General features: G+C 71.5%; 20 protein-coding genes. 13 read left to right on the top strand and 7 right to left on the bottom strand.

Annotated features, from left to right (window positions below):
- Positions 1 to 4: 4 nt before the first annotated feature.
- The gene (locus AB0J55_RS24300; RefSeq protein WP_364253086.1) at positions 5 to 676 is read left to right on the top strand and encodes a response regulator transcription factor; all 672 of its coding nucleotides are present in this window, start codon (positions 5 to 7) and stop codon (positions 674 to 676) included.
- Between the two features lie 2 nt (positions 677 to 678).
- A complete protein-coding gene (locus tag AB0J55_RS24295) occupies positions 679 to 2076 on the top strand; it encodes a HAMP domain-containing sensor histidine kinase (RefSeq protein ID WP_364252517.1) in 1398 nt (465 codons plus the stop codon).
- On the opposite strand, the gene AB0J55_RS24290 is transcribed toward AB0J55_RS24295, so the two are convergent.
- Positions 2073 to 2999 (bottom strand): TAXI family TRAP transporter solute-binding subunit, encoded by a 927-nt coding sequence (locus tag AB0J55_RS24290; RefSeq protein WP_364252514.1) that lies wholly within the window; start codon positions 2997 to 2999, stop codon positions 2073 to 2075. The genes AB0J55_RS24295 and AB0J55_RS24290 overlap by 4 nt on opposite strands.
- 326 nt (positions 3000 to 3325) lie before the next feature.
- Here AB0J55_RS24290 and AB0J55_RS24285 point away from each other — a divergent pair, with 326 nt between their 5' ends.
- Together AB0J55_RS24285 and AB0J55_RS24280 are read left to right on the top strand one after the other, a co-directional pair.
- A complete protein-coding gene (locus AB0J55_RS24285) occupies positions 3326 to 5158 on the top strand; it encodes a phosphatase PAP2 family protein (protein WP_364253083.1) in 1833 nt (610 codons plus the stop codon).
- Positions 5155 to 6480, top strand: coding sequence for a jacalin-like lectin (locus AB0J55_RS24280; RefSeq protein ID WP_364252511.1), 1326 nt, complete (start codon positions 5155 to 5157; stop codon positions 6478 to 6480). Before AB0J55_RS24285 ends, AB0J55_RS24280 begins: the two co-directional genes overlap by 4 nt.
- Here AB0J55_RS24280 and AB0J55_RS24275 read toward each other — a convergent pair.
- Complete coding sequence (locus AB0J55_RS24275) at positions 6465 to 7175, bottom strand: serine/threonine protein kinase (protein WP_364252508.1); 711 nt, start codon at positions 7173 to 7175, stop codon at positions 6465 to 6467. The two genes, AB0J55_RS24280 and AB0J55_RS24275, sit on opposite strands and share 16 nt — an antisense overlap.
- A gap of 402 nt (positions 7176 to 7577) precedes the next feature.
- On the opposite strand from AB0J55_RS24275, the gene AB0J55_RS24270 reads away from it, so the two are divergent.
- From AB0J55_RS24270 to AB0J55_RS24240, 7 genes are all read left to right on the top strand, one after another.
- A complete protein-coding gene (locus AB0J55_RS24270; protein ID WP_364252505.1) occupies positions 7578 to 9014 on the top strand; it encodes an RICIN domain-containing protein in 1437 nt (478 codons plus the stop codon).
- Positions 9015 to 9094: 80 nt separating this feature from the next.
- Positions 9095 to 10858: a cellulase family glycosylhydrolase gene (locus AB0J55_RS24265; protein WP_364252502.1), complete on the top strand. Its 1764-nt coding sequence runs from the start codon at positions 9095 to 9097 to the stop codon at positions 10856 to 10858.
- Positions 10859 to 10934: 76 nt separating this feature from the next.
- Entirely contained in the window at positions 10935 to 11270 is a 336-nt protein-coding gene (locus AB0J55_RS24260) for a hypothetical protein (RefSeq protein WP_364252499.1), read from the top strand.
- 73 nt (positions 11271 to 11343) lie between these two features.
- The gene (locus tag AB0J55_RS24255) at positions 11344 to 12693 is read left to right on the top strand and encodes a hypothetical protein (RefSeq protein WP_364252496.1); all 1350 of its coding nucleotides are present in this window, start codon (positions 11344 to 11346) and stop codon (positions 12691 to 12693) included.
- A 375-nt stretch (positions 12694 to 13068) separates the two neighbouring features.
- Positions 13069 to 15186, top strand: a complete 2118-nt coding sequence (locus AB0J55_RS24250) for an NACHT domain-containing protein (protein WP_364252493.1) — start codon at positions 13069 to 13071, stop codon at positions 15184 to 15186.
- Between the two features lie 151 nt (positions 15187 to 15337).
- Positions 15338 to 16831, top strand: coding sequence for a tRNA (N6-isopentenyl adenosine(37)-C2)-methylthiotransferase MiaB (gene miaB, locus AB0J55_RS24245; protein WP_364252490.1), 1494 nt, complete (start codon positions 15338 to 15340; stop codon positions 16829 to 16831).
- A complete protein-coding gene (locus AB0J55_RS24240; RefSeq protein WP_364252487.1) occupies positions 16828 to 17301 on the top strand; it encodes a hypothetical protein in 474 nt (157 codons plus the stop codon). Before miaB ends, AB0J55_RS24240 begins: the two co-directional genes overlap by 4 nt.
- Positions 17302 to 17320: 19 nt before the next feature.
- On the opposite strand, the gene AB0J55_RS24235 is transcribed toward AB0J55_RS24240, so the two are convergent.
- Both AB0J55_RS24235 and AB0J55_RS24230 read right to left on the bottom strand, forming a co-directional pair.
- The gene (locus AB0J55_RS24235; protein WP_364252484.1) at positions 17321 to 17767 is read right to left on the bottom strand and encodes a hypothetical protein; all 447 of its coding nucleotides are present in this window, start codon (positions 17765 to 17767) and stop codon (positions 17321 to 17323) included.
- A gap of 147 nt (positions 17768 to 17914) precedes the next feature.
- The gene (locus AB0J55_RS24230) at positions 17915 to 19228 is read right to left on the bottom strand and encodes a DUF349 domain-containing protein (protein ID WP_364252481.1); all 1314 of its coding nucleotides are present in this window, start codon (positions 19226 to 19228) and stop codon (positions 17915 to 17917) included.
- A gap of 218 nt (positions 19229 to 19446) precedes the next feature.
- On the opposite strand from AB0J55_RS24230, the gene miaA reads away from it, so the two are divergent.
- Positions 19447 to 20349 (top strand): tRNA (adenosine(37)-N6)-dimethylallyltransferase MiaA, encoded by a 903-nt coding sequence (gene miaA, locus AB0J55_RS24225; protein WP_364252478.1) that lies wholly within the window; start codon positions 19447 to 19449, stop codon positions 20347 to 20349.
- Between the two features lie 10 nt (positions 20350 to 20359).
- Complete coding sequence (dapF, locus tag AB0J55_RS24220) at positions 20360 to 21187, top strand: diaminopimelate epimerase (protein ID WP_364252475.1); 828 nt, start codon at positions 20360 to 20362, stop codon at positions 21185 to 21187.
- Here the strand turns inward: dapF and AB0J55_RS24215 are convergent.
- From AB0J55_RS24215 to AB0J55_RS24205, 3 genes are read right to left on the bottom strand one after another with little or no spacing between them, the layout of a single operon-like run.
- Complete coding sequence (locus AB0J55_RS24215; protein ID WP_364252472.1) at positions 21182 to 22108, bottom strand: RimK domain-containing protein ATP-grasp; 927 nt, start codon at positions 22106 to 22108, stop codon at positions 21182 to 21184. The two genes, dapF and AB0J55_RS24215, sit on opposite strands and share 6 nt — an antisense overlap.
- Positions 22105 to 22857: a hypothetical protein gene (locus AB0J55_RS24210; protein ID WP_364252469.1), complete on the bottom strand. Its 753-nt coding sequence runs from the start codon at positions 22855 to 22857 to the stop codon at positions 22105 to 22107. The genes AB0J55_RS24215 and AB0J55_RS24210 overlap by 4 nt, the downstream gene beginning before the upstream one ends.
- Positions 22858 to 22875: 18 nt before the next feature.
- A complete protein-coding gene (locus AB0J55_RS24205) occupies positions 22876 to 24225 on the bottom strand; it encodes a hypothetical protein (protein WP_364252466.1) in 1350 nt (449 codons plus the stop codon).
- Positions 24226 to 24334 lie beyond the last annotated feature (109 nt).

Genomic DNA, 24334 nt, shown 5'->3' with positions numbered 1-24334 from the left:
ACGGGTGCGGGTGCTGCTGGTGGAGGACGACGACCGGGTCGCGGGTGCGCTCATCCCGGCGCTGACCCGCCGCGGCCTGGCGATCGCCCGGCTGGCCACCGGCGCCGGCGTGCTCGACCGGGTGCACGAGGTCGACGTCATCCTGCTCGACCTGGGCCTGCCGGACATCGACGGCGTGACGCTGTGCCGCCAGATCCGCGCGGTCAGCGACGTCGCGATCATCGTCGTGTCGGCGCGCGGCGAGGTCGACGACCGGATCCAGGGCCTGCGCGCGGGCGCCGACGACTACCTCGTCAAGCCCTACGACGTCGAGGAGCTGCTCGCCCGGGTGGAGGCCGTGCGCCGCCGCCGGGGAGAACATGTCGCTGAACCGGTGGTCATCCGGGTGGGGGACGTCAGCGTCGACCTGGCCCGGCACGAGGTGCTGGTCGGCGGGAAGGCCGTCGCGTTGTCCCGCAAGGAGTTCCAGGTGCTCGCGCTGGTCGCGAACGCCCGCGGCGCGGTGTGCTCGCGCGAGCAGGTGCTCACCGAGGTGTGGGGGCACCGCGGCCCGGCGGAGAGCCGCTCGCTGGACGTCCACGTCGCGACGCTGCGGACGAAGCTGGGCCGGCCGGCGCTGATCGAGACCGTCCGCGGGGTCGGGTACCGGCTCGGCGGCCAGGTCGCCCGGAGCTGAGCGTGCGCGTCCGGCTGCAGGGCATCGTGCTGACGCTGGTCGCGTTGCTGGTGTTCGGCCTCGGCATCCCGCTGGCCCGCAGCATCGCCGCGGGCGCGCAGCAGGACCTGTTCCTCGACCGGCTGACCGACACCGCCCGGTTCGCGTCGCTGGCGCAACGCCCGCTGCTGGACAACAACCAGTCGCTGATCGAATCCGACCTGGTCCGCTACGACGAGGTGTACGGCGTGCACGTCGTGGTCGTCGACCAGGACAGCAAGCTGTTCGCCAGCTCGCTCGGGCCGTCGGCCGCGCAGATCGACCTGAAGGCCGAACGGTTCAGCGGCCCGATCCACGAGGCGCTCGCCGGCCGCCGGTCCCAGCCCGCCGGCGTGCTGATGCCGTGGGATTCGACGCCGCTGGTGCTCGCCGAGCCGGTGCTCGCCGACGGCGAGGTGCACGGCGCGGTGCTCACGCTGTCCGAAACCGGTGCCGAGCGCGCCGACGTCCTGTGGTGGTGGCTGCTGCTCGCCGCGGGCGGGATCCTCGCCTTCACGCTGGCGCTGGCCGTGGCGATCCCGGTGGTCCGGTGGATTCTGCGGCCGGTGCAGCGGCTCGACGACGCGACCGGCGCGCTGGTGGCGTCCGTGGTCGGCGGGCGGGAGGCCGAGCCGGTGGGGGAGGGCAGCGGGCCACCGGAGCTGCGTCAGCTCGGGCGGTCGTTCGACCGGATGGCTTCGAGCGTGTCGGGCGCGCTGGCCGCGCAACGCGCGTTCGTCGCCGACGCGTCCCACCAGCTGCGCAACCCGTTGACGGCGCTGAAGATCCGGCTCGGCAACCTCGAGGGCCACGTCGACGACGAGCCGGCGGCGGCCGACCTGGAGGCGGCGCGGGTCGACGCGGGCCGGCTGCACCAGATCCTGGACGGGCTGCTGTCGATGGCCCGCGCCGAGGCCTCCGGCGGCGAGCTGGACCCGGTGGTGCTGGACGAGGCCGTCGCCGAGCGGGTGGCCGACTGGTCGGTGGTCGGCGAGGCCCGGGACGTGCGCCTGGTGGTGGAAACGGCCGGCGACGGTGCCACGGTCCGGATGCCCCCGCGCGGCGCCGAGACGATCCTGGACGCGCTGCTCGACAACGCGCTGAAGTTCACCGCGGCGGGCACGGAGATCCGGATCGCGGTCACCCGCGAGGACGACCGGGTCCGGTTGTCGGTGCGGGACCACGGGCCGGGGCTGCGGCCGGACGAGCTGGACCGCGCCCGCGACCGGTTCTGGCGGAGCCCGGCGCACCAGAACGTGCCGGGTTCGGGGCTGGGGCTGGCGATCGTGAGCGAGATCGTCGCGCACTCGGACGGGGAACTGGAGCTGGACCTGCCCGAGGGCGGCGGGCTCCGGATCGCGATGGTGTTCCCGGTGGCCTAGGTCTTCTGCGCCCGGTAGTACCGCAGCGCGCCGGGGTGCAGCGGGATCGGCTGGGTCTCGATGCCCGGGTGGACGTCGATCGACAGTGCCGCCGGGTTGGCCTCCGCCAGCTGGGGGCGGGCGTCGAACAGGCCGCGGACCAGTGCTTCGGCGACGTCGTCGCCCATCGACTTCGAGACCACCAGGAAGTTCGGCACCACCAGCGTGGTCACCGGCAGGAGCTGGCTGTACGTGCTCGCCGGGATGGTCGCCGTGCCGTAGACCGGGCTGATGGCCTGCATCTTCGGCATCAGGCCGCCGATGTCGAGCAGCCGCAGCGAGCCCCGGCCGTTGTAGCCCGCCAGCTTCGGCGTCGGCAGGCCGCCGGACCAGACCAGCGCGTCGACCTGGCCGTTCAGCAGCGCGGCGACGGAGTCGTTGAGGCCGAGCCGGAACTTGGTGACCGAGCCGGTCAGGTTGGCCACGTCCAGCAGGCGTTCGGCGATGTACTCGACGCCGGAGTCCGGCGAGCCGACCGCGATCCGGCGGCCGTGCAGCTGCCCCACCGACTGGATGTCGGAGTCCCGGCGGACCACCAGGTGCAGGTAGTCGTCGTGGATCCGGGCGAGCGCGGCCAGCCCGGGGTTGTCCCGGTACTGGTCCGCGGCGACGTCGGCGGCGACGAAGGCGACCTCGGCCTGGCCGGCGAGCACCTTGGCGACGTTGTCGGGCGACCCCTGCGTCTGCAGCACCTGCGGCCGGTCGATGTCCAGGCCGTTCTGCCACGCCGTGGCGAGGGTCTGGGCCAGCTTGTCGTAGACCCCGTCGGGGTTGCCGGCGGCGATCCGCAGCTTGAGGCCGCCGAAGCCGTCGGTGCAGGCGGCGAGCACCAGCAGGAGGGCAGCCGCCATCGCGAGTCCGCGCATCCGCCGGCTGCTGGTCACGGGCCGATCGTGCCAGACGCCGCGGGTTCGCGGCAGGTTCGGCCGGCGAAGCGGTGGGCGGATGCTCGGTCATGGGGAACCACAATCGGTGCCCGGCGGAAACGTCGGGGACGTTTCCCCGTTCGTGGCCATCCCCGCTCGGCCGGATCGGGTGAATTCGTCGAATTGACGGTACCCCCGCAAAAGATCAGGTTACTGCCCGGCGAATTACTCCGGACGCTCCTTGACCCCGCCCGGCCCGCCGCTGATCATTTCCGCAGCGAATTCCCCCGCGCGCTTTTTCCGGCCGTCGCCGCGCGCCTCCTCAGGAGACCGAGTTGACCCCTGTGCCCCTGGACCGGCGGACCTTCCTGCGCTGGTCCGCCCTCGTCCCCGCCGTTGCCGCCGTGCCGACCGTGCTGGGCGTGCCCGCCTGGGCGGAGGAAACGGCGTTCGTCGACGCCTACCGCACCAACCTTCCGGCGAACCGCACCCCGGAAACCAACGCGGTCGTGCGGATCCTGAGCGGGATGCAGCGGCTCTGGCGCACCGGGTCCACTTGGGACAGTGGGGTCGTGCTCGACGCGGAGGTGCTGCGCACGAACGTCCGGCACTGCGTCGCCGTCACCCGCACCCGGACCGACGCCGAAGCCAAGCGCGCGTTCGTCTTCGACCGCCAGCACCAGTCCTACGCCGCCATCGATGGCCTCGGGCCGCTTGCAGACCTCTACCGCCGCGGCGCGCGGGCTGTCACCGGCATCACCACCGCACCCGACGGCACGCCGCCGTCGAAGATCGACGACGCCGTCCCGGCGGACGCGCCGGCGGGCTCGGCCCTCGGTGCCGGTTCGCACGACTCCGCGCTCGGCCTGGTGGCGCAGCTCGTCGACACCGTCCGGGGCACCTTCGCCTCGGGCAACCCGAGCAAGTACGCCTACCAGTACCCGCGGCCGTGGCGGCTGACCGCCGACAGCAAGGTCGAGGACACCGGCAGGACCGACGCGCTCGGGTTCCCGGTCTACCGCTCCGACGTGGTCGTCGCGCCGCAGCTGCTGCGGCAGCGCAGCAGCAGCCCGGTCGACGACGGGGGCTTCCCCAGCGGCCACACCAACGCCTTCCACCTCGCCTGCCTCGCACTGGCCTACGCGGTGCCGGAGCGGTTCCAGGAGCTGGTGGCGCGGGCCTACGACCTGGCCGACACGCGGATCGTCGCCGGGATGCACTCGCCGGTGGACGTCATCGGCGGCCGCATCATGGCGACCGCCCTCACCGCCGCCACGCTCGCCGACCCGGAGAACGCCGTGCTCAAGGCGGGCGCGCGGGAGCAGGCGCTGCAGTACTTCACCGCGCAGACCGGCACGACCGCCGACACGCTGTTCGCCCGGGCGCACACCGGGGCCGACGAATACGGCGACCGCCGGGCCAACGCCGCGATGGTCGCGCGCCGGGCCACCTACGGCCTGCCGGGCCGGCCCGCGCGCACCGCGATGCGCGTCCCGAAGGGCGCCGAGGTGCTGCTCGAGACGCGCCTGCCGTACCTCGACGCGGCGCAGCGGCGGGAAGTCCTGCGCACGACGGCGTTCCCGGCCGGGCACCCGCTGCTCGACGGCCCGGAACTGTGGGGACGGCTGAACCTCTTCGCCGCGGCCGACGGTTTCGGCGCGTTCGACACCGCCGTGCGCGTCACGATGGACGCGTCGCGGGGCGGGTTCAGCGCGAACGACAGCTGGCGCAACGACATCGGCGGCGACGGCGGGCTCGTGAAGGCGGGCACCGGGACCCTGACCCTGACCGGCGCCAACAGCTACCGCGGCGGCACCCGCGTCGAGGCGGGCACGCTGGTCGCGGCGGCGCCGGACGCGCTGGGCTGCGGCGACGTCGCCGTCGCGGGCGGCACGCTCCGCGTGTCCGGCCTCCGCGTGGGCGGCTACCACCAGACCGGCGGCACGCTGTCCGTCACGGCCGGCCCGGCGCTGTCCGTCCGCGGCGAGGCCACCCTTGAGCGCGGCAGCGTCCTGGAGATCCGGGCGCCCGGCCCGGCCCGCGAAGCCGAGGTGCTGTGCGCGCGGCGGCTGCGCGGCCGGTTCGCCGCCATCCGGTTCGACCGCCCGGGATACCGGGTGGTTCCGCGTTACACGCCCACCGGTCTGTCCGTCCGAATCCTGCGGGAGTTCTCGTGAAGAAACGCCTGGCCGCACTGCTGTCCGCCGCCGCTCTGTCCACAGTGGTCAGTCCGGCGGCCGCGCACGCCGCCGACGGCGGCAGCTTCTCGGTGCTGAGCTACAACGTCGCCGGCCTGCCCGAGGGGATCTCGAGCGCGCCGACGCCGCGCGATCCCGCGACGACGGCGATCGGGCAGCGGCTCGGCCCCTACGACGTCGTGCACGTCCAGGAGGACTTCAACTACCACGCCAAGCTCTACGCCGCCGACCAGCACCCGTACCGCACGCCGACCAGCGGCGGCGCCGGGATCGGCAGCGGGCTGAACACGCTGTCGTCGCTGCCGTACGACGCCGACGACTTCGAGCGCGCCCGCTGGACGTCCTGCCAGCTCGACTCCGGGGACTGCCTGACCCCGAAGGGCTTCACCTTCATGCGGGTGCGGCTGGCCGAAGGCGTGTACGTCGACTTCTACAACGCCCACACCAACGCCGGGACGAACGACGGCGACGAGGCTTCGCGCGCGTCGAACCTGGCGCAGCTGACCGCGTTCATCCGGACGCACTCGGCGGGCAACGCCGTCGTCGTCATGGGCGACACCAACACGCGCTACACCCGCGCGGCCGACACGATCGCCGGGTTCGCCGCGGACAACGGCCTGACCGACGCGTGGGTGAAGCTCGTGCGCGGCGGGGTCGCGCCGGCTCCCGGCAGCCCGGCGCTGGTGTGCGACGAGCAGACGGTCACCAACGACTGCGAGGTCGTCGACAAGGTCCTCTACCGCGGCAGCAAGCTCGTCTCGCTCGACGCGACGCTCTACAACAACGAGCACGCCAAGTTCCTCGACAGCGCGGGCAAGATGCTGTCCGACCACGACCCGATCACCGTGCGGTTCAGCTGGACCCGCAACCCGGCGCTGCAGCTGTCCGAGCAGTACGGCGGCCCGCACGGCGACTACTTCACCGACGTCGCCACCCTGCCCGCGGCCGCCCGGGTGCGGACGTTCTCGCTGCGCAGCGGGTCCCGCGTCGACCAGGTCGGGGTCACCCTGGAGAACGGCACCGCGCTGACCCACGGCGGCACCGGCGGAACGCCGGCGTCGCTCACGCTCGGCAGCGGCGAGTACATCACGACGGCGACCCTGTGCCAGGGCAAGTACAACACCACGACGCGGATCTTCTCGGCCCGGTTCACCACCAACCTCGGGCGCTCGCTCGCCGGCGGCACGACGACGGCGGACTGCGTGACCCGGACGGCCCCGGCCGGCTGGCAGATCGCCGGCTTCCACGGGCGGGCCGGCGACGAGGTCGACAAGCTCGGGGTGGTCTACACGCAGCGGTAGTCGCCGGCGGCGCCCCGCCCCGGGTGGCGGGGCGCCACGCTGCCGAGCAGGTGCTCGGCCGCGGCCATGGTGGGCCGGGCCGCCGGGTCGGGGTGCAGCAGCCGCAGCACGGCCTCGGTGACCGGCCGGCCGGTGCTGCCGCTGCGGGCGAACGCCGAGCGGGCCGGTGGATGGCCCTCCAGCGCGGCGTACAGGGTGGCGCCGAGGGAGAACACCTCGGCCGGGAAGTCGGGGAACCCCCCGTCGGTCACCTCCGGGGCGAAGTACGCCTCGCCGCCGGCCACGGGGGTGTGCGTCGCGAGCTCGGCGTGGCCGTCGGGGGCGATCAGCACCCGGTCCGGGTCGAGGGCGGGGTGCAGCACGCCGTCGTCGTGCGCCGCCGCCAGCACCGACGCCAGCCGGGTCCCGAGCCGGGCGACCAGCTCGGGCGGCAACACGCCGTACTCCTCGAGCAGTTCGGCCAGGGTGCGCGAGGCCGGGTATTCGAGGACCAGGTAGGTCGTGCTGTCCTCGTCGACGACGTCGCAGACGGGCGTCCGGGGCGAGGGGATCGCCGGCTCGTCGAACAGCGGCCGGAGGGCGACCAGCCGGTCGAGCCGTTCGTCCCGGGCCCGCCAGACGCCGGCCGTCGTGCCGGGTCCTGCGGGCCCGAGCAGGCGGTACCGCTCACCGATGAGTGTTCCTTCGCGCGCCACGTCGTCGTCCCTCCGTGTCGTCGGCTCCTCGTCTGCGGGAATACGGCGGGAACCGGGATCCGGTTCGGCCGACCGGGTCATTTCACCCGGCCGAACGCTGTTACTTGACGAGCCGCGCCCTCGCCCGGGCGAGGGCGGTGACGAGCGCGGTCAGCGGCCGGTGCCGCCGGGCGAGGTGCGACGACGGCGTCGTCGCCGAGAGTCGAACGGGCATACCGGCTCTCCAACGGGTGCCGATCGTGCGGGGAAGGCGCGAAGTGAGCGCTAACATAGCGGCCCGGCCGGGGCCGGTCAATCGGCCGTTGCGCGTGTTGCCCGACGTTCGGCTCTGCTGCACCCGGTCCGTGGGATCTAGAATTCCGGCAGATCTGTTAGCGCTAACAGACTGCGGAAGGAGTCATCGTGCTACGACGACGTGGCGTGGTGCTGTCCCTGTTCGTGTTCGCCACCGCCCTGCTCGGCGCGCCCACCGCGACCGCTGCGCCGGTGACGGTGACCAACGGCAGCCAGTTCACCGACACCTCCGGTGCCCTGGTGCACGCCCACGGCGGCGGGGTGCTCAAGGTGGGGGCGTACTACTACTGGTTCGGCGAGAACCGCAACGCCGACGACACCTTCAAGGCGGTCTCGGTCTACCGCTCGACCGACCTGAAGACGTGGGAGCACCGCAACGACGTCCTGACGCAGTCGTCCGCGGCCGAGCTGGGCCGGGCCAAGATCGAGCGGCCGAAGGTGATCTACAACAGCTCGACCGGGCAGTACGTGATGTGGATGCACAAGGAGAACGGCGACGACTACGCCGAAGCGCGCGCCGCCGTGGCCACGTCGTCCACAGTGGACGGAAACTATTCCTACCGCGGCAGCTTCCGCCCGCTCGGCGTCCACATGTCGCGCGACCTCACGCTGTTCAAGGACGACGACGGAACCGCGTACATGGCCTCCGCCGCCAGGGAAAACGCCGACCTCAACGTGTACCGGCTCACCGCCGACTACACCGGCATCGGGGCGCTGGTGCAGACGCTGTGGCCCGGCTCGTACCGCGAGGCGCCGGCGATGTTCAAGCGCAACGGTGTCTACTTCATGGTCACCTCGGCCGCCACGGGGTGGCAGCCGAACCAGCAGAAGTACGCCACGGCCACCAGCATCACCGGGACGTGGAGCGGGCTGGCGAACTTCGGGGACTCGACGGGGTACGGCAGCCAGGCGGCGTACGTGCTGCCCCTGCAGGGAACCCAGGCGACCTCGTACCTGTTCATGGGTGACCGCTGGGCGGGCGCGTGGAGCCGGCCGGTCAACGAGTCACGGTATGTGTGGCTCCCGCTTTCGTTCCCGGGTGCCACCACGGTTTCGATGAGCTGGTCGCCGAAGGTGGACATCGACGTGGCGACCGGCGTGGTCGCGGGTTCCGGCACGGGCAGCGCGTACGGGACGCTGGTCGCCCGGCACAGCGGAAAGTGCGCCGACATCCCGGGTTCCGGGCGCGACGACGGCGTGCAGCTGACGCAGTACACGTGCAACGGCGGCTGGAACCAGCAGTGGAGCGAGCTCGACCTCGGCAACGGCTACGTGAACCTGATCGCCCGTCACAGCGGCAAGTGCCTCGACGTCGCGGACGCCTCGACGGCGGACGGCGCGGCGGCGGTGCAGTGGACGTGCAACGGCGGCGCGAACCAGCAGTGGCAGGCCCAGGCCGTCAGCGGCGGGTACGTGCGGTGGGTGGCCCGGCACAGCGGCAAGTGCCTGGACGTCGTTTCCGGGTCGACGGCGGACAGTGCGGCCGTCAAGCAGTACCCGTGCACCACCGTGGCGAACCAGCAGTGGCTGCGGAAGGCGGCCTGAACTGCGCCTTCCGGCCCTTGACGGCCCCGGGGCCGGGTCGCTAACTTTTGCGAAACTCCTTCATGTTTGGGGTCGCCATCATGCGCATGCTCGTGGCTTTGCTCACCGCCGTGGCGATGACCTCCGGGGTCGTCGCCTCCGCCGTCGCCGAGGACGTCCCGCAGCACGGGCTGACCGTGCGGGGCTCGGCGTTCGTCGACGAGTACGGCCGGGAGGTGGTGCTGCGCGGCTTCAACGTTTCGGGGGAGACGAAGCTGGCGGAAAACGGTTTCCTGCCGTTCGCGAACGCGGCCGACGCGCGCCGCTCGGCGCAGGCGATGCGGGCGCTGACCGGCGCGAACGCCGTGCGGTTCCCGATCGCGTGGGCCGGGACGCAGCCGGTCCGCGGGCCGGTGAACACGCAGTACCTGGGGGCGCTGACCGAGCAGCTTAAGGCGTTCCTGGACGAGGGTTTCACGGTCCTGCCCGACTTCCACCAGGACCTGTTCTCCCGCTACCTGTTCAACCGCGGCAGCTGGTACACCGGCGACGGCGCGCCGAAGTGGGTCGTCGACCTCGGCGGCTACCCGGCGGAGAGCTGCGGCATCTGCGCCCACTGGGGCCAGAACATCACCCAGAACGGTGCGGTCCAGGACGCCACGAAGGACTTCTGGCACAACGCCCGCGGCGTCCAGGACGAGTTCGTCGGCCAGGCCGTCCAGACGATGACGTACCTGCGGGCGAACCTGAGTGCGGCCCAGTTCGCGGGGATCGCGGGCCTGGACCCGTACAACGAGCCGTTCGCCGGGCGGTACGACTCGGGCCAGGACAGCAAGGCGTGGGAGCAGAACGTGCTGTGGCCGTTCTTCAAGCGGTTCCGCGACGCGATGGATTCGGCGGGCTGGCAGGACAAGCCGGCGTTCGTCGAGCCGAACATGTTCTGGAACGCCAACATCTCCTTCCAGCTGCATCCGGGCGGCTTCCAGGACACCGGCGCGATGGGGCCGCGGTACGTGTTCAACACGCACTTCTACGACCAGCTCGCGCAGTCCGGCGTGTTCATGCCGGGCAAGGCGGGAGACGGCCAGTACAGCGCGAACTTCGCCACGGTCCGCGACCGCGCGGCGGCTTTGGGCACGACGGCGATCGTCACCGAGTTCGGCCACCCGATGACGGGCTACACCTCGGACAAGACGCCGACGGTGGACAAGGCGATGTACCAGGCCCTGGACTCGCGAATTCCGGGAGCGAACTGGTGGCGCAAGCCGGCGCAGTCGGGCCCGGTGCTGTCGGCGACGCAATGGCAGTGGGACATCTACAGCGGCCGCCACCACGAGCTGATGAACGACAACCCGGACAAGGTGAAGACGGACGGCGACGCCTGGAACGGCGAGGACTTTTCGTCGGCCCGGACGGCGGACGACGGAACGGTCCAGCTGCGCCAGGACGCGCGGCTCCTGGACCGCCTGTACCCGGCCGCGGTGGCGGGCCACACGCTGGCGTTCACGTACGAGGACAGGTCCCGCGACGGCAGCCAGACGCTGACGTGGAACGCGGTGCCGTCCACCTTGCCGGCCACGTCGGCGTTGGTCGGCCCGGGGCGCTACGGCGTCTTGGTGTGGCAGGGAACGGCGGCGGGCGCGCCGACGGAGCTGCACGTCCCGGCGGGGATGAACCCGACGGTGGTGACGGACGTGGCCTCGGTGACGCGGGCGGGAGACCGGCTGCAGCTGGCGGCGACACCGGGCCTGCATTTCGCGCTGGTCGCGGAGCCGGCTGCGGCGCCGACACCGGCCCAGCTGGCGGCTGTGCGCGCGGAATTGGCGGCGTGGGCGGCCGGTTCCGGATTCGGGACAAAAAGCTGACATATTCACCGTGTGTCATTCCGGTCGCCCGGATGTCCCATTTCGAGCCGGTCCCGGCCGGGATACCGTCAGTGGAATGAGAATGCGGCGTTTGACGGCAGTCGTTTCGCTGGGGCTCGTCACCTGGTGCGGCCTGGCCGCGCCTCCGGCCCAAGCCGCGACCACGACGAGCTGCGCGAGCGCGGTCGAGAACCGCTGGCCCGCCAGCACGGTGCACATGTCCGCCACCTGCGTGCCCGATCCCGACGGGGGTGCGCCGTACGTGTTCCGGATCGGCACGTTGTACGTGTGGCGCCTGGTCGGCCTCGACGTCCTGCTGGTGTCGGCCGGCCCTGCCACGGCGACGTGTACCGCGTACCAGGTGCAGTCCGACGGTTCACTCGTGGCGACGGGCTGCACGTACACGCACTGATCACAATCGGGTTGCGCCCGCAACGTGCCGGGCCGGCGTCGCGACTCACGGTGAGCCGACGACGGAGGTGGCCATGCGGGAGTTGCCCCCGGAAGCCCTGCAGCACCACCTGTATTTCGCCCCGGCGGACGCCCAGCTCGACGTCCACATCCCCGACGCGGGGGCGTTCTCGGCGGATCTGGTGAACCGGCTGATGCTCGAACCCGGCCTGGTGATACCCGACGTGTTCTTCTTCATCTCCGAGCGGGTGCAGAGCGAAATCGCCAAGGGCAGCGGGAGCTGGCTCAACCAAGCCGTCAAGCGGGGGTTGGTGGTGCCGGCATTCCGGACGCACGAAGGCGGGTTCGAGGAGGTTCTCGCCGCGATCCGCACCAGCTGGCAGGTCGGGCTCCGGAAGGAATCACCGGGCACCGCGAGGATTCTCCAGGGTTGGTCGGAGCAGGACGGGCCGCGCACCACGTGGCCGGGCAGGATCGGCGCCGGCTTCGACACTCTCGTGGTGAAGCACCTCATGGACGCGGAGCCGTCGAGCGATTCTCCTCGCGCGCGCAGACTCTGGCAGGACACGGAGTTCCTGCGGACGGAACTCCTCACGTCGGCGAGAAACCGCGAGGCGGACCTCGCCGAAGACGGTCTGCGCCGGTCCACGATCCTGAAGGTGATCGCCGAGAGGCTCGAACTCGGCGGAAGGGATCCGAGTGACACCCGGCTCCTGCTCCGGGCGGCCCGGGGATCGCGGGAGTTCGGCTCGGCGGCCCTGCGGGCCTTCTTGCTTTGGGTGAACGAGATCTACCACTTCAACCAAGCCACGCGGTTCGGCGCTCGCTGCAGTTTTCCCGTTGCCGGCGGATCGGGCGCCGGCATGATGCCCGCCCGGTTGTGGGATGCCGCGGGCTCGCCGGCGGACGTCCCTGGCTCCGAGGCGGTCTTCGAGCCGATCGTCGTTCGCTGGCCCCGTTCGCCAGTCCTGGCCGGGGCCTCGGCGGATCGGTTGCTGGGTGTCCGTACCGGAGACGTGGGCGAGCAGTTCATGAGGGACAACCTCGAGTTCTCCGCTCGCCCCTCGGAAGCGGCCTGGTATGCCTTGTCCGTGTCCTTCGCCGACTACGCCCGGGCAGTGTGCGACGCGGCGGGCAGCGCCGGCGTGACCACCGGCCTCGCCAAGGGGGCGCTGACGGTCAAGGGGCTCAAGATCGGCGTGGCGGCCTTGACCGGTGCGGCCGCGATGACATCGAGCGTGTTCTCCGTGCACGACGCCTGGGCGATCCGGCTGAGCGCACTCGTGGTCGCCGCCAGCCTGTACGCCCCGGTCACGGACTTCGCGCTCGCGCTGGCCGAGTTCCGCTCGCGGGAAGACCGGCTGGCGGCGAGTCATGCGCCACCGCTGCGCGGGCTCCAGTTCGACTTCCCGGCTGTCCCGTGAGGGTGTGACCCCGGCCGGCGTCACACCGGCCGGGAGGGGGCGCAGGGAACCACGTATGCGCAGGTCTACCCTGGAAGCCGATGACCGAGAACCAGGCACCCAGGGCGTACCAGATCCGCACCTGGAGCTGTCGGGATTTGCAACTCTCTGTTCCGCGATGAAAGGCCGCGCGTCCACGCATGCACCTGAGTCGCAAATCCGGCGGTGAGCGACTCGGGCTCAGTGAAGTTCCGCGTGACTGCGACGATGTCGCTGAGGCGCCAGGGACGGCCGCGGTAACGTGTAGGTCTGCTGATCTATGGTGAGTTGCCCGTCACTTCGCATTTTGACCGGCTGGCACAGTATTTCCCTCCGTAGCGCGGAAGGATCGACAGCATGACAAGGTGGAAGCGGTGGGCCGTTGCGCTGATCGTGGTCACGGCCGGAGCGGCGGCGATTGTCTTGGCGTTACGTTCTCCCATGGGACTGGACTCTGCGGCCAAGATTGGCGGCCTGATCGCCGGACTGGTGCCTCTCGCGCTGGCGCTTGTCCATTGGGCCCGCCGATCACCGCGCCCGCTGCTGGTGGTGTCATCTCCTGAGCAAGTGGATGCCGCTCAGCGGCAACTGGCCGATCTGGTGCTGGCCCAGTGGCGGACGGAAATCGTCGTCCGGCAGCTGGACGATCCCGCCCCTGTCGCGGTGCGCTGGCGGCTCACGGAGCTTGACACGTCCGGCCCCGCAGAATACGTCGCTCGCCCGAAACTGCTCAGGTACTTGATCGGCCGAGGCGTTCCCCGGTTCGAAGGTCGTACCGATCGCATCAACGACATGGTCAGGGAGTTCCGCAGGAACCCGGCACGTCGGCTGGTGATTCTTGGGGATCCCGGCATGGGCAAGACAACGCTGGCTGTTCTGTTGCTTCGCGAACTCCTCGCGCATCCCGAAGGTGCAGAGCCAGTCCCCGTGCTCCTGTCGATGTCCGGCTGGGACCCCGGCGTCGAATCCCTCCATGTGTGGGTAGCGCGGCGGCTCACCGAGGGTTACCCGGCATTGCGCGCCGTTGACTTCGGCCCGAACGCGACCCGTGCCCTGGTCGAGCAGAGGCGGATCCTGCCTGTCCTGGACGGCCTGGACGAGCTGCCCGAACGGATACGCTCCGCAATCCTCGACCGGCTCAATGCCGCGGCCACCGACCCGCTCATCCTCACCTGCCGGACAACCGAATACGAAGAAACTCTCGCCCAACAAGGCCGCCGAGGTCTCACCGGTGCGGCCATCATCGAACCGGACCGGCTCAAGGCCGCCGATGCCGCTGCCTACCTGGAACGCAGCCTCCCGCGAAGCACTTTCAACCGTTGGACGAAGCTGCTGACAGCACTGCGGGACGGGAAGAGCAATCCGATCAGCGGGGCGCTGTCCAGCCCGTTGGCCCTGTGGCTGCTACGGAAGGTCTACATCGAGACCCGCGCCGATCCCGCCGAACTGTGCGACACCAACCGCTTCGGCACCGCCGATGCCATCACCGAGCACCTGCTCGACCACCTTGTCGACGCACTCATCACCGCCAATCCGCCGCAACAGGAAACCAACAAGGAGCACCCCTTCGGCCCCCGGCGGGCCTGGGATCCCGCCGACGTCAAGAACTGGCTCGCCTTCTTGGCTCATCACTTGAATGTGATCGGCAGCCGTGATCTCGCGTGGTGGCAACTGAGCCTGGCCGTACCCCGGCGGACCAGTTCGCTCATCAGGCTCGGGATCGGGTTCGGAGTCGTGACCGCGGCCTGGTTCGGGAGCGTGTTCGTGTTCGGGTTCGACTTCGCGGTTGTGTTCGCGCCGTTGTTCGGGTTCGTATTTGTGCTGGTGAGCGGGTCGTCGGCGAAGGAGCCGGTGTACGCCGATCTGCGCCTTCGCGGACGGATCCGGCTGCTCCTGCGAAAGCTGACGACCTGGTCCGGCATTCGCGCCGGGTTGGTGATCGGGCTGATCGTCGGTGTCGTCTTCGGGCTCGCGGACAGAAGTCTGAGTGCGTCTGTTGGCGGACTCGCGTTCGGACTGGTATTCAGCCTCGTGGTCGGCCTGGTCGAGTGGGCAAAGAGTCCATTGACCGACGAAGGTCCGCAGACCCCAATGGTCACGTTCCACCGCGACCTGTTGTTGCTCTACCTCTATTCACTCGGGTGCGGATTCGCATTCGGGCCGATGCTGGGACTTGCATTCGGGCTTGTTTTCGCGTCTACGGTCGGGTTCGGGTTGAAACTCGTGGAAGTGCTCTTGTTGGGGTCCGTGTTCGGGCTCGCCATCGGCTTCGTGTACGGGCTCGGTCAATCGAGCGGGAAACACTTGGTCAACGTTTCCGTGCTGTGTATCAAGGGGCACGTTCCGGCGCGGTTGCTGGCATTTCTCGACGATGCGCACCGACTGGGGATACTTCGCGAAGCAGGTCCGGTCTACCAGTTCCGCCACGCGAAACTGCAGGACCGCCTCGCTCAGACCTACGTCACGCGCGCCTGACAGAAGGAAATCCGGCACCGCAGCTTCTCCGGTAGAGAACGTCGCGCGTGCGGATGTTCGGGTGGTGGGGTCCGAGCTGGAGGGTGCTGGTGAGGTCGCGCTGGGGGGCGAGCGGCTTTGCCAGGGGCGTCGGGGGCTATCCTGGTAGCTGATGACCGAGAACCAGCAGCCCAAGACGTACAGCATACGCACCTTCGGCTGCCAGATGAACGTGCACGACTCCGAGCGCCTCGCCGGGCAGCTCGAGGACGCCGGCTACGTCCCGGCCACCGCCGGGGCCAAGCCCGACCTCATCGTGTTCAACACCTGCGCCGTGCGGGAGAACGCCGACAACAAGCTGTACGGCACCCTCGGGCACCTGCGTCCCGACAAGGTCGCGAACCCGGACCTGCAGATCGCCGTCGGCGGGTGTCTTGCGCAGAAGGACCGCGGGGAGATCGTCAAGCGGGCGCCGTGGGTGGACGTCGTCTTCGGGACGCACAACATCGGGTCGCTGCCCACGCTGCTGGAGCGGGCCCGGCACAACGCCGAGGCCGAGGTCGAGATCCTCGAGTCGCTCGAAACCTTCCCCTCCACGCTGCCCGCGCGCCGCGAGTCGTCCTACGCGAGCTGGGTGTCCGTTTCGGTCGGGTGCAACAACACCTGCACCTTCTGCATCGTCCCCGCGCTGCGCGGCAAGGAACGCGACCGGCGGCCCGGCGAGATCCTCGCCGAGGTCGAGGCGCTCGTCGCCGAGGGCGTGCTCGAAGTCACGCTGCTCGGCCAGAACGTGAATTCCTACGGCGTCGAGTTCGGCGACCGGCTGGCGTTCGGCAAGCTGCTGCGCGCCTGCGGCACCGTCGACGGCCTCGAGCGCGTCCGGTTCACCTCGCCGCACCCGGCCGCGTTCACCTCCGACGTCATCGACGCCATGGCCGCGACGCCGAACGTCTGCCACCAGTTGCACATGCCGCTGCAGTCCGGGTCCGACCGGGTGCTGCGCGAGATGAAGCGGTCCTACCGCTCGGCGCGCTTCCTGAAGATCCTCGACGAGGTCCGCGCGGTGATGCCGGACGCGGCGATCACCACCGACATCATCGTCGGCTTCCCCGGCGAGACCGAGGAGGACTTCCAGGCCACCCTGGACGTCGTCGCGCAGGCCCGGTTCTCCAGTGCGTTCACCTTCCAGTACTCGAAGCGCCCCGGCACGCCGGCCGCGACGATGGACGGCCAGCTGCCGAAGGAGGTCGTCCAGGAGCGCTACGAGCGCCTGGTCGAGCTGCAGAACGCGATCTCGTGGGACGAGAACAAGAAGATCGTCGGCCGCCGCGTCGAGCTGCTCGTCGCCGAAGGCGAGGGCCGCAAGGACGCCGAGACGCACCGGATGAGCGGCCGCGCCCGCGACGGGCGGCTGGTCCACTTCACGCCGACCGGCGCCTTCGTCGACCGGGCGGTCCGCCCCGGTGACGTGGTCGAGACGGTGGTCACCTACGCCGCGCCGCACCACCTGGTGGCCGACGGCGACCTGCTGTCCCACCGGCGGACGCGCGCGGGCGACAACGCGGAGGCCGGGCTGCGGCCGAAGACGAGCGGTGTGACGCTGGGCCTGCCGGGCTTCGGTGCCCCGGCGGCCCGGCCCGAACCGGTGAGTGGGTGTGCGCTGTGACCGAGCCGCGGGGCAACGGCGAGCTGGCCGAGCTGGCCGCCGAGATCGACGAAGCGGGCGCGCGGGCGTCCCGGACGGTGGAGCTGGGCCGCCGCGGGTTCACCATCGCGGTGTTCACGTTCGTGCTGCTGATCTGCCAGATCCTGCCCTGGGTCGGCGACCACGCGGGCTGGCGCGTGCTGGCCGGCGAGGGCGGCGGGATCCCGCAGCTGTTCGCGGCGACGTCGACCGGCGTCGGCATCCTGGCCTCGGCGCTGGCCCTGGTGACGCGGCGCTGGTGGCTGGCCTGGGTCTGCGCGGCGGGCGGCTGGTTCGCCTCGGTGGACGGGCTGCTGGCGATCTGGTCGCAGCAGTCGTCCCACGCCCCGGGCTCCGCGGGCGGCGGCCCGGGGATCGGCATGATCATCGCCTGGATCACGATGATCTGCCTGGCGGTGCAGTGGATGCGGACGGCGTTCTCGCGGTCTTGAGAACCGGTGGGGACCAGGCTCAGCCGACGCGCAGGATGAGGGTGCTCGCCGAGTAGGCGGCGGCGTAGAGCGTGGTCTCGGGGTGGTAGAGCCGCAGCGAGACGGTGGCGCTCAGGCTGAAGCTGAGGGTGAAGGAGAAGCCCCCGTTCGGCCGGCAGGTGGTGTCGGCGAGGTTCACCCAGGTACCGGCCTGCAGCTGCTGCACGATGACGGTTTCGACGGTCCCTTCGCTGCGGGGCGCCTCGAGGACCTTGAGGTTGCCCTTGAGGTCGACCTTCTCGTTGACTTTGACGTGATCCTTGGCGAGCTTGCCCTCGACCTTCACCTTCCCCTTGCCCGCTTCGGTGGCGGCGGACAGCGGCGCAGCCCCGGCGGGGGCGGCGAGAGCCGGTGCGAGCCCGGCGACGGCGATGGTGATCACCAGAGCGGTGAGGATCCTGCTGGCACTGAACGGTGTCCTGGTCATGATCGACAGTGGAGCACCGGCGGTGGCTCGCGGCGCGCGGAAACCCCCGGTCGGGGCGCGCGCGACCCCGCTACGGGTGAAACGGAGACCACCCGGCCGGTCGTGAGTGGTAAGGCGAGTTCTCACCACTCACGACCGTGGGCAAGCTCAGCGATCCGCGACCGCAGCCTCGGCGGCCTGCAGCCACTCCCGCCACTGCGCCGCCTGCTCCTCGGCCTTCTTGGCCCGCCGCTCGTCCCCGGCCGCGCGTGCCTTGGCGGCCTGGGACTCGAACTGCTCCACCCGCTCCCGGAACTGCGCCGCCCGGGCCTGTGCCTCCGGGTCCGTCCGGCGCCACCGCGAGTCCTCCGCCGCCTTGACCGCGTCCTGGACCGCCTTCAGCCGGCCGTCCAGCTCGCGGATGCGCTCGCGGGGGACCTTGCCGATCTCGTCCCACTGCTCCTGGATGCGCCGCAACGCGCTCTTCGCCGCTTCGAGGTTCGCCGCCGCGTCGATCTTCTCCGCCTCGATCAGCAGCTCCTCCTTGCGGGCCGCGTTCGCGCCGAACTCCGCGTCGCGTTCGGAGAACACCGCCGAACGGCGGGCGAAGAACTTGTCCTGCGCGGCGCGGAACCGCTGCCACAGGGCCTCGTCGCTGTCCTTCGGGGCGCGGCCCGCCGCCTTCCACTCCGTCATCAGGTCCTTGTAACGACCCGCCGTCTCGCCCCAGTCCTCGGACTCGCTGATGGCCTCGGCCTCGGCGATCAGCTCTTCCTTGCGCTGCTTGGCCGACGCGCGCTGCTTGTCCAGCTCCGCGAAGTGCGATCCGCGCCGCCGGTTGAACCCTTCGCGGGCCTTCGAGAACCGCTTCCACAGCTCGTCGTCGGTCTTGCGGTCGACGCCCTTGATCGTCTTCCACTCGTCCAGGATCGTGCGCAGCCGGTCGCCCGCCGCCTTCCACTGGGTGGAGTCGGCCGCGATCTTCTCCGCCTCCTCCGCCAGCGCCTGCTTGCGGGCCACCGCCGCCGCGCGGGCCTCCTCGCGCTCGGCCTTCGCGCTGGCCAGGGCCTTCTCGGCGTGCGCGATGACGTACTCCAGGCGCGCGGCGAGCGCGGCCAGGTCGCCGACCACCGCCGCCTCGGCCAGGCCGTCGCGGATCTGGGTGGCGCTCGACAGGGCGTGCTTCGGGTCGCCGGCCCCGGAGACCAGGCGGGTCTCCAGCAGCTCGACCTCGGTGCGCAAGTCGTCGAAGCGGCGGGCGTAGTGCACCAGGCCCTCGTCGGGGCTGCCGGCCTGCCAGACACCGACGGCGCGCTCCCCCTCGGCGGTGATGACGTAGACGGTGCCCTCGTCGTCGATCCGGCCCCAGGTCGCGGGGGTGGGTTCGGCGGGCGGCACGGGCGGGGCGGCGTGCCCGGCGTGCAGCGCGTGCGGCACCGGGTGCGGGGCCGGGGTACCGGTGGAAGTGTTCTCCTGGGCCATCGCAGGCTCCTTATCGCCTGTACGCCCGCTCGCGCGGGCGCCCCGCCGTGGAGCGGGGCCGGGTAATGCGGTCGTCACGGGCCGTGCTCGGATGCTACGGCCCCCACGCGGCATTCAAGCAGCTCAGCGCGCACCGTGGTACTGGATGAGCCACCCGAAGCTCGTGATCCTACTTCCGGTGGACACTCCGTGTCGGCCCGCCGGTATCGTCGACCGCCGTGAACAGCCCCGTCGCGGTGGTCGGCCCGACGGCCACCGGCAAGACCGCGCTGGCCGTCGACCTGGCCCGCGAACTCGGCGGCGAAGTCGTCAACGCCGATGCGATGCAGCTCTACCGGGGCATGGACATCGGCACCGCCAAGGCCACCGAGGCCGAGCGCCGCGGCGTCCCGCACCACCTGCTCGACGTGCTGGACGTGACCGAGACCGCGTCCGTCGCCGTCTACCAGCGCGAGGCGCGCGCCGAAGTCGAACGGCTCCTGGCCGCGGGCCGGGTGCCGGTGCTGGCCGGCGGATCCGGCCTCTACGTCCAAGCCGTGCTCGACGACCTGCGGTTCCCGGGCACCGACCCGGCGGTGCGGGCCCGGCTGGACGCGGAGGCGGCGGAGCTCGGCACGGCCGCGTTGTACACCCGGCTGGGGGACCGCGATCCGGTGGCCGCGGCCGCGATCCTGCCGACCAACACCCGGCGGATCGTGCGCGCCCTCGAGGTCATCGAGATCACCGGCGAGCCGTTCTCGGCGAACCTGCCGAAGCCGGGGCCCGCCCGCTACGGCACGGTCCTGATCGGCGTCGACCGGGAGCCCGCGGAGCTCGACGAGCGGGTCGACGAGCGCGTCCGGCGGATGTTCGCCGCCGGGCTCGTCGACGAAGTCCGCGAGCTGGAAAAGCGCGGGCTGCGCGAGGGGAAGACGGCAGCCCGGGCGCTGGGCTACCAGCAGGTGCTCGCCGAACTGGACGGCGAAGGCGACTTCGAGGCGGCCGCCGCGGCGACCGCGCAGGCGACGCGGCGCTTCGTCCGGCGGCAACGCTCCTGGTTCCGGCGCGACCAGCGGATCCAGTGGTTCGACGGCGCCGATCCGGAGCTGGCCGCGCGCGTCCTCGATACCCTGGGGCGGTAATCTTGCCCCCATGGGCGGAATCGAGTTCCTCAAGGGGCACGGCACGCAGAACGACTTCGTGCTGCTCCCCGATCCGGCGGGCCGCCTCGAGCTGACCGGGGCCAGGGTCGCCGCGCTGTGCGACCGCCGCCGCGGCCTCGGGGCCGACGGCGTGCTGCGCGTCGTGCGCGCCGCCGCGCTCGACGCGCCGTCCGCGGGCGAGTGGTTCATGGACTACCGCAACGCCGACGGGTCGATCGCGGAGATGTGCGGCAACGGCGTGCGCGTGTTCGCCCGCTACCTGGTCGACGCCGGCCTGGCCGCCGAGGGCGAGTTCGTCGTCGGCACCCGGGCGGGTGATCGCCCGGTGGTGGTGCACCCGGACCGCTCGGTGACCGTCCACATGGGACCGGCCACGATCACCGGCACCTCGGTCACGGTGGTGGCCGGCCGCCCGTTCTCCGGCGTGGCCGTCGACGTCGGCAATCCGCACCTGGTGTCCCTGCTCGACGACGACGTCGCGGACCTGGACCTGCGCGAGCAGCCCGACTTCGACCACGACGTCTTCCCGCACGGGGTGAACCTCGAGTTCGTCAACCGCCTCGGCGAGGGCGCGCTGCGGATGCGCGTGCACGAACGCGGGGTGGGGGAGACGCGGGCGTGCGGCACCGGCACGGTCGCCGCCGTGGCGGCCGCCTTCCATCTGGCGGGCACGGACACCGGCGCGTCCACGGTGGACATCCCGGGCGGCCGGGTCGAGGTGACGGTGTCCCGCGGCGCGTCGACGCTGTCGGGCCCGGCGGAGATCGTGGCGCGCGGCGAGCTCGACGAAGCCTGGTGGGCCGCCGCCGGGTCATGACCCGGTCAGCCAGGCCGCCAGCGCGGCGGCGATCGGCTGCCCCGTGCTGTGCTCGAAGTAGGTGAACCCCGGAGACGGGTTCACCTCGAAGCACACGACGCGCCCGTCCGGGACCAGCTTCAGGTCGATCCCGGCGAACGGCAGCTGCAGCGCCGCGGCGAGCTTGACGCACCGGTCCGCGACGTCCGGGTCGAGGTCGTGGGCGCGCAGCGTGGCCGTCGTCCCGTGCTGGCGGGCGTAGCGGTAGTCGATCGCCGTCGTGGTGATCTCGGTCGCGAAGACCCGGTCGCCGACGACGTGCACCCGGACGTCCGGGCCGTCGAGCTGCTCCTGGAACTGGACCGGGCACCAGCGCAGCCGGGCCAGCCGCCCGGCGTCGGCGGCCGGGTCGAACGCGGTGACGATCGACCGGACGCCGCTGATCGACTTGTACACGAGCGGGCCGTGCTGCCCGGCGAAGGCGAGCACCTCCGCCGGGTCGCTGGACACCAGCGTCGACGGCGTGCCGAAGCCGTGCCGGGTGATCAGCTGGGCCTGGTACGGCTTGGAGACGTTGGAGCCCATCGCGAGGAGGCGGTTCGCGACCCGGCACTGCCCCGAGCTCCCGGTCAGCTCGGTGAAGCTGGTCAGCGCGTCGCAGAAGCGCCGGGCGCGGGCGAGTTCCGCCGGCGCGAAGCCGGGGAAGAGCTCGGGCTCGACCGGCCGCACGTACACCCCGGTGACCCGGGCGAGCTCGACCGTCCGGTCGCCGGCGCGCAGCACGCCGCCGGCGTCGGCTCCCGGGTCCAGCCGGAGGTCGATCGTGTCCCGGGCCGCGGCCCGGGAGTCGACGAGGACGACGTCGGCGTCCCGCGCCCGCAGCTCGGCGGCGACCAGGTGGACCGGGGGCTCGTCGGGGAGCCCCCACAGCAGCACCGTCATGGTGTCTCCAAGGCGTGGAGGAGCCGGTCGACCAGCAGGTCGCCGCCGGGGCGGAGGGCGGGCACCGCGGTGAGGCCGGCGAACCACCAGTCCTCGTCGCCGACCAGGAAGTCGAGGCCGAGCAACGCCGTTTCGGCGCCGAGCAGCTTCGTCAGCCGGCGCACGCCGGTCGCCGTGTCCGGCGGCACGTCGCGGTCGAGCACCTCCTGGTCGAGGCAGAGCACCTGCCGCGGCCGGACCGGGCCCGCTGCGGCCCGGGCGCCGGCGAGCGCGGCGTCCCCCGGCGGCCACGGCGTGCCGCTGCCCAGCCGGATCGGGGCGCAGCGCAGGCCGGCGGCGTGCGCGGCCGCCCACGCGAGCACCGGGTCCGGGGCCGGCCCGGCCAGGCACTGCGGGGTCGGCGTGTTGCGCACCGGGCAGCGCAGGCCGGCGAGCCAGCTGAGCGTGTACGCGAACAGCTCGGCCGCGGCGTAGTCACGCTCGCCGGGGTCGGCCCGGGACCAGGCCAGCGCGGGCGGCTCGCGGACGCGGTTCAGCACCCCGGTCAGCGCCTCGCCGTCGAGCACGACGCCGTCCGCGAGCTCGACGGTGGTGCGGACGTCGCCCGCCGGGCCGACCCGGTGGTCGTGCCGGCGGGCGAACGACAGGTGTTCGGTCGTCACCGCGACGCACGCCCGGCCGGCCCGGGTGGCCCGGCGGGCGAACCACTGGCTGTCGGTGTCGTCGAGCGAACAGAGGACGAGCAGCACGGTGGCGCCTCCTGGTCCTCACGCCGGCGGCGCGTCGAATTCCGTCTTGGCGGCGACCGCGTCGGCGACCTGCTGCTCCAGCTCCGCCCGCAGCTGCCCGGTCTCGGCGTCGGTCAGCGGCTCCTGGCCGGTGAGCGGCGTGAGGAGGTCGGGCCGCAGTTCCGGGCCGACGAACCCGCCGAGCCGGCTCAGCTGCTCCTCGACCGCGCGCAACCGCTCTTCGAGGCCGCCGCCGGGGCCGAGCGGACCGGGATCCGGACCCGGGCCGGGGCCGTGCTCCCGGTCCTTGAAGATGTCCCGGATGTCCTTCATCCGCTTGTCGAGGACGAACTCCTTCTGGATCTCCTTGCGCAGCTCCTTGCGGATCTCCTTCTCCTTGATGAAGTCCTTCCGCCCGTCCTTGATGTCCTTGATGATCGACTTGCCGACGCACAGGGAGATGTCCAGTTCGGACAGCACCGCGCTGATCGGGTTGGCGACCGTGCTGGCCCCGGCGCCCGCGAAGAGCAGGCCGACGACGTACCCGCCGGAATCGACGATCACCGAGCCGGAGTCGCCGTGGTCGGAGAAGATCGCGTTGTGCGCGGTGTCGGCGGCGATGCTGACCTGGTTGGCCAGGGTGTGCACGCCGAGCCCGTCTCCGTAGTCGACGTTGACGGTGGCGGCGATCCCGTCGACCGTGCCGTAGGACAGGCCGGTGGTGCGGCCGCGCTTGCGGACCGCCATGCCCAGCGTGGCGGCCTTGCTGCCCCGGACGTCGCCGATTTCGGCGACGGTGCACGAACTGGCCTTGCCCGCGTCGAGGGAGATGACGGCCCCGTCGACGTTGCCCGACAGCGTGGCCCGCAGGATGGCGCCGAACTCGTCCGCGGGCACGACGCCGGTGTCGATCCGGCTGGGCTGCACCATCCGGTCCCCGGCGTGCCAGCCGGAATCGACCGCCGCGACGTGGAAGTTGGTCAGCGCGGCGTGGGCCTTGGTCGCGTTGTCGATGACGATCGCGCCGAGCGTGCCGGCGAAGATGTGGTTGTCGATGACGCGGCTGGGGCCCATGCTGATGCCGCCCTGGAGGGTGGCGTAGTGCGTGGTGTCGGCCTGCGCGGAAACGTCGAGTTCCAGGCTGGCGACGTGCAGTTCGTACCGGCGCTCGACGACGTCGGTGACGGCTCCTTCGATCTGTTCCGGAATGCGTTCCTCGTGCGGGATGTCGTCGGTTTTCCGGGCGACGTGCACCCGGATGGCGACCTGGTCGGTCCGTTCCCCGCCGACCTCCTTGTAGCCGACGTCGACGCCGGTCACACCGGGCCGGCCGAGCAGTTCCTGTTCGACTCGTTCCTTGATGGCGACGAGCTCGTCCACTGTGGCCATGCTGCACCTCCGATCGATCGTCGCGCGACGATCGAAGGTAGAGACGCCCGGTGCACCCGCCCTGATACATTCACGGTCAAGATTCTTTTGAGGCCGTGAATGAATTTCT

Source organism: Amycolatopsis sp. NPDC049688 (genome assembly GCF_040674975.1).
Classification (GTDB): Bacteria; Actinomycetota; Actinomycetes; order Mycobacteriales; family Pseudonocardiaceae; genus Amycolatopsis.
The sequence above is the reverse complement of the archived record's forward strand: the minus strand, read 5'-3'. Positions and strand labels throughout refer to the sequence as shown.